This is a genomic window from Pseudomonas sp. HT11, from assembly GCF_044875395.1.
Taxonomy (GTDB): Bacteria; Pseudomonadota; Gammaproteobacteria; order Pseudomonadales; family Pseudomonadaceae; genus Aquipseudomonas.
Window position 1 is genome coordinate 103595 of the sequence record NZ_CP173217.1, and the last position, 16406, is coordinate 120000.

At 58.2% G+C, this 16406-nt stretch carries 15 protein-coding genes and 1 rRNA gene (1 of these 16 cut by a window edge); 3 read left to right on the forward strand and 13 right to left on the reverse strand.

All coding sequences use genetic code 11. The annotated features are described in order from the left end of the window. Positions 1-30: 30 nt before the first annotated feature. From ABWL43_RS00500 to ABWL43_RS00560, 13 genes are all read right to left on the reverse strand, one after another. Complete coding sequence (locus tag ABWL43_RS00500; protein ID WP_106576056.1) at positions 31-798, reverse strand: TerC family protein; 768 nt, start codon at positions 796-798, stop codon at positions 31-33. 65 nt (positions 799-863) lie between these two features. Then, the gene (locus ABWL43_RS00505; RefSeq protein ID WP_106576057.1) at positions 864-2171 is read right to left on the reverse strand and encodes a CitMHS family transporter; all 1308 of its coding nucleotides are present in this window, start codon (positions 2169-2171) and stop codon (positions 864-866) included. A gap of 274 nt (positions 2172-2445) precedes the next feature. Continuing rightward, positions 2446-4407 (reverse strand): DUF4105 domain-containing protein, encoded by a 1962-nt coding sequence (locus tag ABWL43_RS00510; protein WP_262206015.1) that lies wholly within the window; start codon positions 4405-4407, stop codon positions 2446-2448. Beyond that, a complete protein-coding gene (locus ABWL43_RS00515) occupies positions 4404-4724 on the reverse strand; it encodes a DUF2388 domain-containing protein (protein WP_145158555.1) in 321 nt (106 codons plus the stop codon). The genes ABWL43_RS00510 and ABWL43_RS00515 overlap by 4 nt, the downstream gene beginning before the upstream one ends. Before the next feature lie 26 nt (positions 4725-4750). Continuing rightward, complete coding sequence (locus tag ABWL43_RS00520; RefSeq protein ID WP_106576060.1) at positions 4751-5059, reverse strand: DUF2388 domain-containing protein; 309 nt, start codon at positions 5057-5059, stop codon at positions 4751-4753. Positions 5060-5164: 105 nt separating this feature from the next. After that, on the reverse strand, positions 5165-5485 hold the full coding sequence (locus ABWL43_RS00525) for a DUF2388 domain-containing protein (protein WP_106576061.1): 321 nt from the start codon (positions 5483-5485) through the stop codon (positions 5165-5167). Between the two features lie 158 nt (positions 5486-5643). After that, a complete protein-coding gene (locus ABWL43_RS00530) occupies positions 5644-5823 on the reverse strand; it encodes a DUF1127 domain-containing protein (RefSeq protein ID WP_145158557.1) in 180 nt (59 codons plus the stop codon). Positions 5824-6084: 261 nt separating this feature from the next. Then, positions 6085-6300: a DUF1127 domain-containing protein gene (locus ABWL43_RS00535; protein ID WP_003214752.1), complete on the reverse strand. Its 216-nt coding sequence runs from the start codon at positions 6298-6300 to the stop codon at positions 6085-6087. Positions 6301-6618: 318 nt separating this feature from the next. Then, positions 6619-8112 carry an acetyl-CoA hydrolase/transferase family protein gene (locus ABWL43_RS00540; RefSeq protein WP_145158558.1) on the reverse strand — a complete coding sequence of 498 codons (1494 nt, stop codon included), beginning with the start codon at positions 8110-8112 and terminating at the stop codon, positions 6619-6621. A 179-nt stretch (positions 8113-8291) separates the two neighbouring features. Further along, a complete protein-coding gene (locus ABWL43_RS00545) occupies positions 8292-9728 on the reverse strand; it encodes an NAD(P)(+) transhydrogenase (Re/Si-specific) subunit beta (protein ID WP_119741358.1) in 1437 nt (478 codons plus the stop codon). Continuing rightward, complete coding sequence (locus ABWL43_RS00550) at positions 9728-10048, reverse strand: NAD(P) transhydrogenase subunit alpha (RefSeq protein WP_003187417.1); 321 nt, start codon at positions 10046-10048, stop codon at positions 9728-9730. The genes ABWL43_RS00545 and ABWL43_RS00550 overlap by 1 nt, the downstream gene beginning before the upstream one ends. A gap of 15 nt (positions 10049-10063) precedes the next feature. Beyond that, entirely contained in the window at positions 10064-11185 is a 1122-nt protein-coding gene (locus ABWL43_RS00555) for a Re/Si-specific NAD(P)(+) transhydrogenase subunit alpha (RefSeq protein WP_119741360.1), read from the reverse strand. A gap of 452 nt (positions 11186-11637) precedes the next feature. After that, the gene (locus tag ABWL43_RS00560) at positions 11638-12537 is read right to left on the reverse strand and encodes a LysR family transcriptional regulator (protein ID WP_404486195.1); all 900 of its coding nucleotides are present in this window, start codon (positions 12535-12537) and stop codon (positions 11638-11640) included. Positions 12538-12694: 157 nt separating this feature from the next. Here ABWL43_RS00560 and ABWL43_RS00565 point away from each other — a divergent pair, with 157 nt between their 5' ends. From ABWL43_RS00565 to ABWL43_RS00575, 3 genes are all read left to right on the forward strand, one after another. After that, positions 12695-13876 carry an acyl-CoA dehydrogenase gene (locus tag ABWL43_RS00565; RefSeq protein WP_053253703.1) on the forward strand — a complete coding sequence of 394 codons (1182 nt, stop codon included), beginning with the start codon at positions 12695-12697 and terminating at the stop codon, positions 13874-13876. Between the two features lie 12 nt (positions 13877-13888). Beyond that, positions 13889-15109, forward strand: coding sequence for a CaiB/BaiF CoA transferase family protein (locus ABWL43_RS00570; protein WP_404486197.1), 1221 nt, complete (start codon positions 13889-13891; stop codon positions 15107-15109). Positions 15110-15738: 629 nt separating this feature from the next. Beyond that, positions 15739-16406: ribosomal RNA gene (locus ABWL43_RS00575) — 16S ribosomal RNA — on the forward strand (it continues 869 nt past the right edge of the window).

Here is a 16406-nt window from a genome sequence, read left to right on the forward strand (position 1 = left end):
GAAAGCCCCTTTTTCAGCAGCGGGTCAGTGTTATTGACCCGGAATGTCCTTGCGCAGTTTCACTGGATCCTGCTGTTTCTTCTTTTTCGCGATAGCGGTGCGCATCTTGATATTGATCGCCTCCACCGCCAGCGAGAACGCCATGGCGAAGTAGACGTAGCCCTTTGGCACGTGCACGTCGAAGGATTCGGCAATCAGCACCGTACCCACCACCAGCAGGAACGACAGCGCGAGCATCTTCAGCGACGGGTGCTTGTCGATGAATTCGCTGATGGTGCCGGCAGCCAGCATCATCACCAGAACGGCCACCACGATCGCCGCCACCATCACCGGCACGTGAGAAACCATGCCGACCGCAGTGATCACCGAGTCCAGCGAGAACACGATGTCGATGATGGCGATTTGAATGATGGTGTAGATGAACTTGCCGCCGGCGCCTTTTGGCTCATCGTGGGTTTCGTCTTCGCCTTCCAGCGCGTGGTACATCTCCTGGGAGCTTTTCCACAGCAGGAACAGGCCACCGAAGAACAGGATCAGGTCGCGGCCGGAAATGCCTTGGCCGAAGACCACGAACAGGTCGGCGGTCAGTTGCATGACCCAGGTGATCGACAGCAGCAACAGGATTCGCGTGACCATGGCCAGGGCCAGGCCGAAGATCCGGGTGCGCGCCTGCATATGCTTGGGCATGCGGCTGACCAGGATCGAAATCATGATGATGTTATCGATGCCCAGGACGATCTCGAGGGCCGTCAGGGTGAAGAAGGCAATCCAGATTTCCGGATTGGTCAGCCATTCCATGTGTATTCCTTTGAGCAAATGTTAAACCGCGCAAGCTGCAGCGCCGCGCGGGTGAGTGGGTACGATTATAGAGTGCTGAACAGCGGAAAAATCCCCATCAGCAAAGCGGCGAACATTATGCACAGGCACACCAGCACTGCCCACTTGAGGGTAAAGCGTTGGTGATCGCCAAATTCGATACCGGCCAGGGCTACCAGCAGGTAGGTCGAAGGGACCAGCGGGCTGAGCAAATGCACGGGTTGGCCGACGATAGACGCGCGGGCCATTTCCACGGCGGTGATGCCATAGTGGCTGGCGGCTTCGGCGAGTACCGGCAGTACGCCGTAGTAAAACGCGTCGTTGGACATGAAGAAAGTAAACGGCATGCTCACCAGCGCGGTGATCACCGCCAGGTAAGGGCCCATGGCTTCAGGGATGACCGCCAGCAGGCTTTTGGACATGGCGTCGACCATGCCGGTGCCCGACAGGATGCCGGTGAAAATACCGGCGGCGAAGATCAGCCCCACCACCGCCAGTACGCTGCCTGCGTGGGCAGCGACGCGGTCCTTCTGCTGTTGCAGACACGGGTAGTTGACGATCATCGCGATGCTGAACGCCACCATGAACAGCACTGGCAGCGGCAACAAGCCGGCGATCAGGGTGCACATCAGGGCAAAGGTCAGGGCGCCGTTGAACCAGATCAGCTTCGGACGGCGAGCATCCGGGAACTGCGACACGCTGATCTCGCTGTGGTCGATCTCGTCACCCTGCAGGTGCAGTTCGCCCAGGCGCGCTCGTTCGCGTTTGCCGTACATATAAGCAATCGCCAGGATTGCTACGACGCCGGCGGCCATGGCCGGGATCATCGGTACGAAAATATCCGAGGGGTCTACGTGCAGCGCACTGGCGGCGCGGGCGGTCGGGCCGCCCCATGGCGTCATGTTCATCACGCCACCGGCGAGGATGATCAGGCCGGCCATGATCCGTGGGCTCATGCCGATGCGCTGGTACAGCGGCAGCATGGCGGCGACGCAGATCATGTAGGTGGTAGCGCCGTCACCGTCGAGGGACACCACCAGCGCCAGCACGGCGGTACCGACCGACACTTTCAGCGGGTCGCCCTTGACCATCTTGAGGATCTTGCGCACGGCCGGGTCGAACAGGCCGGAGTCGATCATCAGGGCAAAGTAGAGAATGGCGAACATCAGCATCACGCCGGTCGGCGCAAGCTTGGTGATGCCCGCAAGCATCATCGGCCCGATCTCGGGTGCAAAGCCACCAAACAGGGCGAACAGGATGGGCACGATGATCAAGGCAATCAGCGCGGAAAGGCGCTTGGTCATGATCAGGAACATGAACGTGATGACCATGGCAAAGCCAAGGAAAGTCAGCATAGGAATACTCCAGGCGTAGCGCGGCTAGGGAATGGCGAACCGGTTTGGGGTCAGCGCAGTACGAAAGGCACGTGGCGTACGGGTGGAGTTGGAGCGAAAGGGCAAGGACGAGCGGACATCGGGAATCACCATTGTTGTTGTTAACAGCCGGTCTGTTGCCGACAGTGGGGGCGATCCTAGACGTGGAAGCTTTCAGCCAGCTTTCGCTGTGTAATCAGGTGATGAGAGGTTTTTCTGTTTCTTCTGTAGGGCGAGTCAGCTTGTGTGGGGCGAATTATGGAAGCTCCAGGCCCCCCGCCGCTTTGTGCAGCGCGCGCAGGTGCTCGCCCACCTGTTTGAGATTGGCTTCACACGCGGCAATTTCGGCGGCGCGGGAAGGCTCGAGCAGCACCCTCACCTCTTTATCCAGATCGCCGGTCAACGATTGCAGCTGCTTCTGGCGCTCGGCGCTTTCGGATTCCAGGCGTTTGGATTCCGAAGGTTGTGGCAGGCCGTAGCCACTACTGCCCAGTAGTTCCGCCGGGCGGCTGAGGAAGCCGCTGTTGGCGAGGATCTGTTGCAGTGTGTTGTTGGCTTTTTCCATGCCGCCGTTTTTCAGCTCGCGGGCACCGAGGTAGCGTTGTTTGACTTCATCCTGGGCCAGCATCAGCTGTTTGCGATAGCTGGCCTGTTCCAGCAGCAACAGCGCGGCGCTGGTGCGCAGGTCGGCCTGGCTGAACCATTGGCGGCGCTCTTCTGCGCTGAGCGACAGCCAGTCTTCGACCTCGGTCTGCTTGATCGGCAAGTGTTTGCGCAGGACATCGAACATCGCCTGGTAACGCTCGCGGAACGAGTCGAAGTGATAACCCCGGCGCAATGCCTCGCGTTTATCCTTGAGGACGCTGGTGTCGGCCAGGCCGCGTGCACTGAGCACTTCCAGCAGACCGTTGGGGGTGATGTTGTCGAGCCCGGTCAGCTGTGGGTTGGCGCTGCCACTGCGCAGGAGTTTCAGGCTTTCGACCGCGCAGTTGTTGGAGATGAAGAAGTAGTTGCCGTCGTAGCTCCAATGCATTTCGGCGGCATGCTCGACGGTGTCGTTGATCTCTTGGCGGGTGAGTTTCAGCGGTACGGAGGCCAGCCCGCGCAGCTCGGTCTTGGTGTATTCGTCGATGACTTGGGCCAGTGGCAGCACGAACAGGCGTGACGGGTATTTGCCCACCAGGCCATCCCAGCTCGACAGCTGTACGTCACCGACAAAGGCGCGGTAGGACAGGACCAGGTGTTGGTCCAGGTCTAGGCGGCAATCCGGGCCGCGCGGGCGACCGGGTGCGCAGATCACCAGGCGCAACATGCTATGGCCCCAGCGGCTGACCAGGTTCTGGTTGGCTTCGGCCAGCAGGTAGTCGATTTCGTACACGCGCTCCGGATCGATCTGGCCCAGAGGCGTCTTGGCGAAATCGTTGCCTGCGTTCAGGAATGCGTAGGTTTTGGCGCAGGTGTCTTGCGCAGGCGGCGCCCAGCCGAAGTGTTCCTTGTAATAGCGAAACAGCGCGGGGCGACGGCAGGCGTAGCTCGGGTCGAGGAGGAAGTACTCCATGTTGACTGCCACGAACTCCAGCGGGCTGGTGGTTTCATAGATGTCCGGGCTACGGGCAACCTGGTGGTTGTGTTGTTCACGTTCGCCGCGACGGCCCACGTATTGCGGCCAGCCGGCGAGGTCCAACAGGCGCGGGTCGTCACTCAAGGTAAAGCGGCGATCATTCTGGCCACGGCATTGATCGGGCAGGCCGATCAGGCCGGTGATGTTGTTTTGGCGGCTGCAGCGCTGGATGAGCGTGCGGTCGTCTTTGGACCACAGGCGCGCACGGTCATAGATGTGGGTCAGCTCATGCAGCACGGTGGCGAGCATTTCGCGGCGCACAGTGCCGTGTGGGCGATTGGTTTTTTGGGTGGCGGCGCTGCCGTCGGTCAGGCTGGCGAGCAGGTTCTGATTCAGATCAAGCTCAGACACCAGTGAGGCCTGACCATAGGCGTTTTCAGGCATTTTGTCGGTCCAGCCGACATCGATACGTCGGTCCAGTTGCTCGACAAAGCGCGGCGGCAAAGCGCGCATCGCTTCATCAAGCAATGCCTGGCTGGCCTGCTGTTCGGCCGGGCTCAAGCCATCGGTCTTGAGCCGCAGTTGCAGGCTGGCCTGGGCTGCGCCTGCACAGAGCAGTACAGTCCCGGCCAATAGCCAGGCGACCAGGCGCCTCACAGAGCGAGGATGGCTTCGGCGAGCGTCTGGTCACTGGCATCGCGAGCTTCCGGCACGCGGGTTCGCAGGGTGTCGAAGGCGGCTTCCAATTGGGCGCCACGGATCTCGCCATTGGTGGCGACGAAACTGGCGGCATCGTCGTGGGCTTCGCGCACAACTTTGGAGTCGCGTATGGAGGTGGTGGTGTCCGAGGTGAAGTCGATGGTGCGGGCCGAGGCACGCACGACGATGTTACTGGTGGCCTTCAAGGTTTGCGCGTGGGCAACATCGGCCAACAACAGCAGGCCGAGAGCGGCGGCGATCAGCGGGCTACGCATGAAATAACTCCAAAATACAAAGATGATTATTGGACGAGAATTGCTTGCGCCAGTTCAAGGTCGCTTGCATGAAGTTTTGGCTGGGTGCGGCGCAGATAATCCAGCGCGGATTCCAGACGAGCGCCCCGCCATTGGCCGTCAGTGGCGATAAAAGCGGCAGCGTCATCCTGGGCGGCCATTACCAACTTTCTGTCAAAGGGCGCTGACGTCACCTTGCTGGTGGCGTACGCACTGATGACGGTGCTCTGGGTGGACACATCAAAGGCCGAAGCCAAGGGTGACCAGCAGACGGAAAATAATACGGGAACGATCAACAGGCGGTATGAAAAAACCATAAGACTCGACAACTGAAAGCGAGCGCCAAGGCTAGCGCAACGCCCGGGCGAGAGCCAGCGCTGACACATGAGGTAGCAGCTGGCGCCCTTCTTTGTCGATCTGCGTCAGATAGCCAGGATCGCTTGAGCGAGCTGCGTGTCACTCGCCGCATTCAGTTGGGGGGCTTGTTGGCGGATCTGGGCCAAGGCGCTCTCCAGCTTCACGCCACGGATGGCGCCTTCGCTGGCCACAAAGCTGGCGGCGTCATCGCGAGCGGCCTGGACGACCTTGTTGTCACGCAGGGAGGACGTGGCATCCGAGCTGGCATCGGAGGTGGCTTTCAGCGCGCCGACGATCGAATCGGTGGTCACGATAAGGCTGCTTGCGTTGGCATTGGCAGCCACGGCCAACAGGGCTGCAGCACTCAGCAGGCGAAGACGGGACATGGAATGACTCCTGTAGATGAACAAATAAAGCGGCGCAAAGCGGCCACTGTGAAACCGACGTTGTTGCAATTGAGCATCAGACGTCGGTTCTACAAGGTTCGCCACGTGATGACGCGATCTTAAGCTGCCGTTTATCTATTCGGAAAGCCCCCACCGTTTTAGTCGCGCCAGAACGGTTTGGACAGCTCGGCGATTCGGTCGCCCTGGCTGATGCCAGCGTCGGACAGCTCGCGAGCGTCGAGTTGTGCCAGTTGTTGGCGCTCATGGGCCTGTTTCGCCCATCGAGCCAGGGCACTGGCGGTACGAATAATCAGTTGTTTACTGGACGAGGCTCGCATGGGGATGGCCTTTTATGAGGTAGTGGAACTCCATGTTGGGCGTGTCCCTGACACCAATACAGATACACCAAGTCTAAATTGTACTGCTTAACTGTAGTGTTTTTTAAACTGTACTGGTTACGAAGCAGCTCATCTGTTTGCGATCTAAAAGCTGAATCCCAGAAACAGCAAAGCCCGCCTCCGGTTACCCGGGGCGGGCTTTGCTTTGACAAATCTGGATGCTGGCGGTGGACCCGGCGGGTCAGGGCCAGCGGGCGCCAATTAGCGCCAGAACGGCTTGCTCAGCTCTTCGTAGCGTTGAGCTTCGCTGATACCGGCGTCAGCCAGCAGACGCGAATCCAGACGAGCCAGTTGATGGCGGCTGGAGATGCGGCGCTGCCACAACATCAGGTTGGCGAGAACGCGCAAAGGCAGGGAAGCCTGGGTGTTTACAGCTTTTTCTTCGAAGAACAGATCGGAACTGAGTGTACGTTCCATGATGACATCCTTCCGCTTGTGGCGGGATTAGGTAGTGGTTTAACTGATGCCAATGATCCTCCTCCGACGCAAGACTCTGTAGATACAGTTCACCTGTATTGTGAAGGGCCAGTTAACTGTTTATACCCGCTGTACTGTACGGAAATGGGGCAACTGTACCTGTCCGCACTGAAACAGTGCGAAATTGGCAATTTCGATGATGTATGTAGGAATATACGGCGGGAAATGACCGGTACAGCAGTACAGTTTTTTGCAGATCTGATTCTGATGCATTCGAGCTGATGCAACTGTATGAGCATCAGCTCGAATCTGTATCAATCACGCCTTGAGCATGTGCCCGGTTTCTTCCAGGTTAATGTGCCAGCTCAGTGCCTCGCGCAGGATATGCGGGGTATGCCCGCCGATAGCACAGGCCGCATTGAAGTAGCTGTTCAGCGCATCGCGGTACGCCGGGTGCACACAGTTGTCGATGATTACCCGAGCCCGTTCCCGTGGCGCCAGACCGCGCAAGTCGGCAAGGCCCACTTCGGTGACCAGAATGTCGACATCATGCTCAGTGTGGTCCACATGGCTGACCATCGGCACGACGCTGGAAATGGCGCCGCCCTTGGCGATCGACTTGGTCACGAAGATGGCCAGGTGCGCATTGCGCGCGAAGTCCCCGGAGCCGCCAATACCGTTCATCATCCGCGTGCCACATACATGGGTGGAATTGACGTTGCCGTAGATGTCGAATTCCAGCGCGGTATTGATGCCGATAATACCCAGGCGCCGCACCACCTCAGGGTGGTTGGAGATTTCCTGTGGGCGCAGCACCAGCTTGTCCTTGTAGTGCTCCAGGTTGCCGAACACGTCGGCGTTGCGCCGTTCCGACAAGGTAATCGAGCTGCCGGAGGCGAAACTCAGCTTGCCCGCATCGATCAGGTCGAAGGTCGAATCCTGCAGGACTTCCGAATACATCGTCAGGTCTTCGAACGGCGATTCGATCAAACCGCACATCACGGCGTTGGCGATGTTGCCAATCCCGGCCTGCAACGGGCCGAGCTTGTTGGTCATGCGACCGGCGTCCACTTCCTGCTTGAGGAAATTGATCAGGTGATTGGCGATGCCTTGGGTATCGGCGTCCGGCGGCGTCACAGTGGATGCGGAATCAGACTGGTTGGTGATTACGATGGCGACAATCTTTTCCGGCGGGATCGGAATTGCAGTGCTACCGATGCGGTCGTCGACCTTGACCAGCGGGATCGGCGTGCGCGTCGGCCGGTAGGTGGGAATATAGATGTCGTGCAACCCTTCCAGGTTCGGGTTGTGCGCCAGGTTGATCTCTACGATCACGTGCTTGGCGAAAATCGCAAAGCTCGCCGAGTTACCCACAGAGGTGGTCGGCACAATATGGCCTTGCTCGGTGATCGCGACGGCTTCGATCACGGCAATATCCGGCAGCTTGAGCTGGTTGTTGCGCAGTTGTTCGACGGTTTCGGACAAATGCTGGTCGATGAACATCACCTCGCCGGCATTGATCGCCTTGCGCAGGGTGCTGTCGACCTGAAATGGCATGCGTCGGGACAGCACGCCTGCTTCTGTCAGTTGCTTGTCCAGGTCATTGCCCAGGCTGGCGCCGGTCATCAAGGTGATTTTCAGCGGCGAAGTCTTGGCGCGTTCGGCCAGGGCGTGAGGGACGGCCTTGGCTTCACCGGCGCGGGTGAAGCCGCTCATGCCGACGGTCATGCCGTCCTCGATCAGTGCGGCGGCGTCTGCCGCGCTCATGACCTTGTTCAACAACGAAGGCAAGCGGATACGATCACGGTACATGAATTGTTATCTCAGGCTACGGAAGCAAGGTGGGCAGTGTAGTGATTTCAAAAAATTTCGGCCCGCTACCATGGTCGAATGCCAGGCGGCGATTTAGAGCCTTTGGTCGGTTTTAATCCAGCAATAAAAAACCCCAGCCTACTGCAGGCCAGGGTTTCGGGTATTGCGCTGGCGCAGTGTTATTCGACGGCTTTGACCATGTCTTCGATGACCTTCTTGGCATCACCGAAGACCATCATGGTCTTGTCCAGGTAGAACAATTCGTTGTCCAGGCCCGCGTAGCCGCTGGCCATCGAGCGCTTGTTGACGATGATGGTCTTGGCCTTGAACGCCTCAAGGATCGGCATGCCGGCGATCGGCGAATTAGGGTCGTTCTTGGCGGCCGGGTTGACCACGTCGTTCGCGCCCAGCACCAGCACCACGTCGGCCTGGCCGAACTCGGAGTTGATGTCTTCCATCTCGAACACCTGGTCATAAGGCACTTCGGCCTCGGCCAGCAGCACGTTCATATGACCAGGCATACGGCCCGCCACCGGGTGGATCGCATACTTCACGGTCACGCCGCGGTGGGTCAGCTTCTCGGTCAGCTCTTTAAGCGCATGTTGCGCACGTGCCACCGCCAAGCCATAGCCCGGCACGATGATCACGGTGTCGGCATTGGTCAGCAGGAAAGTGGCGTCGTCGGCAGAGCCGGATTTGACCGGGCGCGCTTCTTTCGAGCCCGCAGGGCCCGCCGCATCGGCTGTGTTGCCAAAGCCGCCGAGCAGTACATTAAAGAACGAGCGATTCATCGCCTTGCACATGATGTACGACAGGATCGCGCCGCTGGAACCCACCAGCGAGCCGGCGATGATCAGCATCGAGTTGTTCAGCGAGAAGCCGATACCCGCCGCTGCCCAGCCGGAGTAGCTGTTGAGCATCGACACGACGACCGGCATGTCGGCGCCGCCAATCGGGATGATGATCAGCACGCCAAGCACGAACGCCAGGGCCAGCATCAATGCGAAGGCGCTGAGGTTGCCAGTGAACATGAACGCCAGGCCCAGACCCAGGGTTGCAAGGCCCAGCACCAGGTTCAGCTTGTGCTGGCCGCCGAACTGTACCGGCGCGCCTTGGAACAGGCGGAACTTGTACTTGCCCGACAGCTTGCCGAACGCGATCACCGAACCGGAGAAGGTGATGGCACCGATGGCCGCGCCGAGGAACAGTTCCAGGCGGTTACCGGCAGGGATCGAGTCGCCCAAGTGTTTGACGATGCCCAGGGATTGCGGCTCGACCACGGCGGCGATGGCGATAAACACCGCGGCCAGGCCGATCATGCTGTGCATGAATGCCACCAGCTCAGGCATCTTGGTCATTTCTACGCGCTTGGCCATGATTGAACCGGCGGTGCCGCCGATCAACAGGCCGACAATCACGTAACCAATGCCAGCAGTGGCCAGCTCAGCGCCCAGCTTATAGATCAGGCCCACGGTGGTAAGCACCGCCAGCGCCATGCCGAGCATGCCGAACAGGTTGCCGCGTCGCGACGTGGTGGGGTGTGACAAGCCTTTGAGGGCCTGGATAAAGCAGATCGACGCGATCAGGTAGAGTGTCGTTACAAGATTCATGCTCATTACTTCGGCGCCTCTTCTTTTACTTTCGGGGCTTTTTTCTTGAACATCTCGAGCATCCTGCGCGTTACCAGGAAGCCGCCGAACACGTTGACTGCCGCCAGAGCCACGGCCAGGGTGCCCATGGTCTTGCCCAAGGGTGTAACGGTAAGGGCCGCCGCCAGCATGGCGCCGACGATCACAATCGCCGAGATCGCGTTGGTCACGGCCATCAATGGCGTGTGCAACGCGGGTGTGACGTTCCAAACCACGTGGTAACCGACGTAAATCGCCAGCACAAAGATGATCAGGTTGTAGATACCGGGGGAGATAAGCTCTTCCATCGTCTGAATCCCTGCTTAGGCGTTTTTACGGATGACTTGGCCGTCGCGGCACATCAGGCACGCGGCGACGATGTCGTCTTCGAGGTTGATTTCAAACTGCCCTTCCTTGGTGAAGACCAGCTTCAGGAAGTCCAGCAGGTTGCGCGCATACAGAGCAGAAGCATCAGCAGCGACTGCGCCGGCCAGGTTGGTCGGGCCGCAGATGGTCACTCCGTTTTCCACGATCACCTGATCGGCGACCGTCAGCGGGCAGTTGCCGCCCTGGGCTGCGGCGAGGTCGATGACCACAGAGCCGGGTTTCATTTGTGCGACGGTTTCAGCACTCAACAGCGTCGGTGCCTTGCGGCCCGGGATCAGTGCGGTGGTGATAACAATGTCGGCTTGCTTGGCGCGTTCGTGCACGGCCAGGGCCTGGCGTTGCATCCAGCTGGAAGGCATGGGGCGCGCATAACCGCCGACGCCGACGGCGCATTCGCGTTCTTCATCGGTTTCGTAGGGCACGTCGACGAACTTGGCACCCAGGGATTCGATCTGCTCTTTTACTGCCGGGCGCACGTCGGACGCTTCGATCACTGCACCCAGGCGTTTCGCCGTGGCAATGGCCTGCAAGCCTGCAACGCCGGCGCCGAGGATCAGCACGCGCGCGGCTTTGACGGTGCCGGCGGCAGTCATCAGCATTGGCATGAAGCGTGGGTAGTGATGGGCTGCCAGCAATACCGCCTTATAGCCGGCGATGTTCGCTTGCGATGACAGCACGTCAAGGCTCTGGGCCCGCGAGGTGCGCGGTGCAGCTTCAAGGGCGAAGGCCGTAATGCCGCGCTCGGCAAGCTTGGCGATGGTTTCGTTGCTGAACGGGTTGAGCATGCCCACCAACACGGTGCCGCTTTTGATCAGCGCCAGTTCGCTGTCGCTGGGGGCAACCACCTTGAGAATCAGCTCGGCACCCAACGCATCCTCGGCACTGCCAATGGTTGCGCCTGCGGTTTCATAGGCGCTGTCCACGACACTGGCTTTAATGCCTGCACCGCTTTGAACAGTGACCTTATGGCCCTGGCCGATCAGCTTCTTGATGGTTTCCGGGGTGGCAGCCACCCGCGTTTCGCCGGTCTGGGTTTCGAGAGGAACACCAATGTGCACGTCAAATCTCCTGCATGATCTTTTTGCTTTTGATCTTTTTGTAAAAAGGCCAGTGCACCGCGAGTGGCGCAACTGGGGCGGCCGATCAGCACGATCCCGCCGAAATGACAGCGGGGCGCGGCATTTTGCAGGCGAACTTTACGGCCATCAAGGGATTATGACGGGTGACGAAAAATTAACTACAAGTCACCCTGTGACTGATTGTCGCAATGCACCCTAATAACCGTTTTAAATACAGGTGTTTAGAGGGGTTCAGGCTTTTTTGAGACTTTTTCCAATCGTCGCTGTGAATGGGCGGGCATTGGCCGCATATGGTCGCTGCAAGCCATGTGGATCATAGCTTTGAGCTTGATTTCTGGCTGGCAAGTACAGTCTGCGTAAATGCGACATATCCGTACATCTGTAGGATTTGGAATATCTTGACTACAGGGTCAGTAACTAGCGTAGAGCCTTTAAACATTGGGGCTATAACGCTGTGATTGATCAATTAACCAGTCTCTGAAGGCGTGCAGTGAGGCGGATTCGACTTTTCGTTCGGGAATCATCAGGTAATACGCCTTCGAACTGCTGAGGGCTTCGGGGCTTGCGATCACTAATTGCTTCTCCTCAAGCTCGCGCTGGATAAGGAATGGCGGAATCAGCGCAATGCCCATGTCATGCATGGCGGCTTGAGACAACATCGAGAATAGCTCGTAACGAGGGCCTGTCATGTCACGGGGTATGTTCAGTTGTTGCGCGCTGAACCATTGGCGCCAGGCGTATGGCCGAGTGGTTTGCTGCAGTAGCGGCAATTTCGCGATCTGCTGAGGGCTGAAGTGGTCACGGTCACCCAACAAGCGCGGGCTGCACACCGGGAGCGGATTTTCCCCCATCAGACGGTGAGACTCGGTGCCGGACCAGTCGGCATCGCCGAAGTAGATCGCCGCATCGAATTCGGTATCGGCAAATAGAAAGGGGCGCGTCCGGTTGGTGAGATTGACGGTCACCTCTGGGTGGTGTCGTTGAAAATCTTTGAGGCGAGGGATCAACCATTGGGTACCGAAGGTTGGCACCACGGCCAATTCAATGACGTTGGCGCCCTGCTGTCCCATTACTGACAAGGTGTCGCGCTCTACGGCGTCCAGTTGCATGGCGACGCGCCGGCTATAGGACAGGCCCGCTTCCGTCAGTTTTACCCCGCGCCGGGAGCGCCGAAATAGCTCGACACTCAAAAACTCCTCAAGGCTGGCGATCTGTCGACAGATGGCGCCTTGGGTGATGGAAAGCTCGTGCGCCGCCTTGGTAAAGCTCTCGTGGCGGGCCGCAGCCTCAAAGCTGACCAGAGCAGTCGTACTGGGAATTTTTCTGCGCATGTACGGAGTACTCACTTATAAAGCGCGTCTGCGCCCTTCTCAGTCGTTTCGGAGTGAGAAATTAGCACAACCCTATGCAGAAACCTCGTTTGCCCTCTGCGTCTGCCCAGCCTAGGCTGCACCCACGACTTCTGATTTTTTCCGCGAGGGCTTATTCATGGCTGGTAAGGCAAGCTTCAACTGGATCGATCCGCTGCTGCTGGATCAACAGCTCACCGAAGAAGAGCGCATGGTGCGTGACAGTGCTGAGCAGTTCGCCCAGGACAAGCTGGCGCCGCGTGTGCTCGAAGCCTTCCGCCATGAAAAGACCGACCCGGCGATCTTTCGCGAGATGGGCGAAACCGGCCTGCTCGGCGCGATGATCCCTGAGCAGTACGGTGGCAGTGGCTTGAATTACGTCAGTTATGGGCTGATCGCCCGTGAGGTCGAGCGTGTCGACTCTGGCTATCGCTCGATGATGAGTGTGCAGTCGTCACTGGTCATGGTGCCCATCAACGAATTTGGTACCGAGGCGCAGAAGCAGAAGTACCTGCCGAAGTTGGCATCCGGGGAATGGATCGGCTGCTTCGGCCTGACCGAGCCTAACCATGGTTCTGACCCGGGTGCGATGATTACGCGGGCGCGCAAGGTAGACGGCGGCTATAGCCTGACTGGCGCCAAGATGTGGATCACCAATAGCCCGATCGCCGATGTGTTTGTGGTGTGGGGCAAGGACGATGCCGGGGATATCCGCGGTTTTGTCCTTGAGAAGGGTTGGAAAGGTCTGAGCGCTCCGGCGATTCACGGCAAGGTCGGCCTGCGGGCTTCCATTACCGGTGAAATTGTCATGGATAACGTCTTTGTGCCGGAAGAAAACATTTTCCCGGATGTGCGTGGTTTGAAAGGGCCTTTCACCTGCCTTAACTCGGCGCGCTACGGCATCTCCTGGGGCGCGCTGGGTGCCGCCGAGTTCTGCTGGCATACCGCTCGCCAGTACACCCTGGATCGTCATCAGTTCGGGCGTCCATTGGCGGCAACCCAATTGATCCAGAAGAAGCTGGCCGATATGCAGACCGAGATCACGCTGGCGCTGCAAGGGTGCCTGCGTCTGGGGCGCATGAAGGATGAAGGAACGGCGGCGGTTGAGATCACTTCGATCATGAAGCGCAACTCGTGCGGCAAGTCCCTGGATATCGCCCGTATGGCGCGTGACATGTTGGGTGGCAACGGTATTTCCGATGAGTTTGGGGTGGCGCGCCACCTGGTCAACCTGGAGGTGGTCAACACCTATGAAGGAACGCACGACGTGCATGCCCTGATTCTTGGGCGTGCGCAAACCGGTCTTCAGGCGTTCTATTAATAGGAGCACGGTATGGGCGCGCTTTCACATCTGCGGGTACTGGATTTATCGCGAGTGCTGGCGGGCCCCTGGTCCGGGCAGATCCTTGCGGACCTTGGGGCTGAAGTGATCAAGGTCGAGCGGCCTGGTAATGGCGACGACACGCGTGCATGGGGGCCGCCCTTTCTTAAGGATGCCTTTGGCGAGAACACCAGTGAAGCGGCGTATTACTTGTCGGCCAACCGTAACAAGGAGTCGGTGACTATCGACTTCACGCGACCGGAGGGGCAGAAGCTGGTGCGTGACCTGGCGGCCAAGTCCGACATCCTGATCGAGAACTTCAAGGTGGGTGGTCTGGCGGCATATGGGCTGGACTATGAATCGCTGAAGGAGATCAATCCCGAGTTGATCTATTGCTCGATCACGGGCTTTGGTCAGACGGGGCCTTATGCGACACGCGCCGGTTATGACTTCATGATCCAGGGGCTGGGTGGCCTTATGAGCCTGACCGGTCGGCCAGAGGGTGATGAAGGGGCTGGGCCTGTGAAGGTGGGCGTGGCGTTGACCGACATCCTGACCGGGCTCTACTCGACGGTGGCCATTCTGGCAGCGCTGGCCCATCGCGATCATGACGGTGGCGGGCAGCACATTGATATGGCGTTATTGGATGTGCAGGTGGCATGCCTGGCTAACCAGGCGATGAATTACCTCACGACGGGAGGTTCGCCAAAGCGTTTGGGCAATGCTCACCCCAATATCGTGCCTTATCAGGATTTCCCCACGGCTGATGGTGACTTCATCCTCACGGTGGGTAACGACGGGCAGTTTCGCAAGTTCGCTGAGGTGGCGGGGCAGCCTCAATGGGCAGAGGATCCGCGCTTTGCTACTAATAAGCTGCGGGTGGCTAATCGCGCGGAGCTGATTCCGTTGATTCGCCAGGCTACCGTCTTCAAGACCACCGCTGAGTGGGTATCGCAGCTGGAGCGAGTGGGTGTGCCGTGCGGGCCTATCAATGACTTGGCACAGGTGTTCGCCGACCCACAGGTCAAGGCGCGGGGGTTGGCGATGGCATTGCCGCATGCGTTGGCGGGGATGGTGCCTCAGGTAGCGAGTCCGATAAGGCTGTCCAAGACGCCGGTGGAGTACCGTAGCGCGCCTCCTCTATTGGGAGAGCACACGGTTCAGGTGCTGCAAGGTGTGCTTGGGCTGGGGCCGGCGAGTGTAGCTGCTTTAAAGGAGGCGGGGGTTATATGAGCGTTTCCCTCTATATAGAGTGTGTGAAGGGCTCAATGTCGGTTGTTTTTTAATCAATCCTAACTAATTGATAGAAAAGCAAAATTAAGGGTTGACGGCAGATTCTGGAAGTCTATAATTCGCCCCACTTCCGGCGCAGTCGAAACGGAAAACTCCTTGATAAACAAAGAGTTACGCGAGATTCGACAGCGAGCTGCTTCAGTTCATCGAAGCCCAGAAGGAGTTGGTAGGGCAGTGTTGTTTGGCTCTATTAACGTTTCGATCTTCTCGATCGAAAGCGGAGAAAAAGAGGTGTTGACAGCAGCGTGTAACGCTGTAGAATTCGCCTCCCGCTAACGAGAGATCGGAAGCGCAAGTGGTTGAAGTTGTTGAAGAAATCTTCGAAAACTTCTGAAAATAATCACTTGACAGCAAATGAGGCTGCTGTAGAATGCGCGCCTCGGTTGAGACGAAAGATCTTAACCAACCGCTCTTTAACAACTGAATCAAGCAATTCGTGTGGGTGCTTGTGGAGTCAGACTGATAGTCAACAAGATTATCAGCATCACAAGTTACTCCGCGAGAAATCAAAGATGTAACCAACGATTGCTGAGCCAAGTTTAGGGTTTCTTAAAAACCCAAAGATGTTTGAACTGAAGAGTTTGATCATGGCTCAGATTGAACGCTGGCGGCAGGCCTAACACATGCAAGTCGAGCGGTAGAGAGAAGCTTGCTTCTCTTGAGAGCGGCGGACGGGTGAGTAATGCCTAGGAATCTGCCTGGTAGTGGGGGATAACGTTCGGAAACGGACGCTAATACCGCATACGTCCTACGGGAGAAAGCAGGGGACCTTCGGGCCTTGCGCTATCAGATGAGCCTAGGTCGGATTAGCTAGTTGGTGAGGTAATGGCTCACCAAGGCTACGATCCGTAACTGGTCTGAGAGGATGATCAGTCACACTGGAACTGAGACACGGTCCAGACTCCTACGGGAGGCAGCAGTGGGGAATATTGGACAATGGGCGAAAGCCTGATCCAGCCATGCCGCGTGTGTGAAGAAGGTCTTCGGATTGTAAAGCACTTTAAGTTGGGAGGAAGGGCATTAACCTAATACGTTAGTGTTTTGACGTTACCGACAGAATAAGCACCGGCTAACTCTGTGCCAGCAGCCGCGGTAATACAGAGGGTGCAAGCGTTAATCGGAATTACTGGGCGTAAAGCGCGCGTAGGTGGTTTGTTAAGTTGGATGTGAAATCCCCGGGCTCAACCTGGGAACTGCATTCAAAACTGACTGACTAGAGTATGGTAGAGGGTGGTGG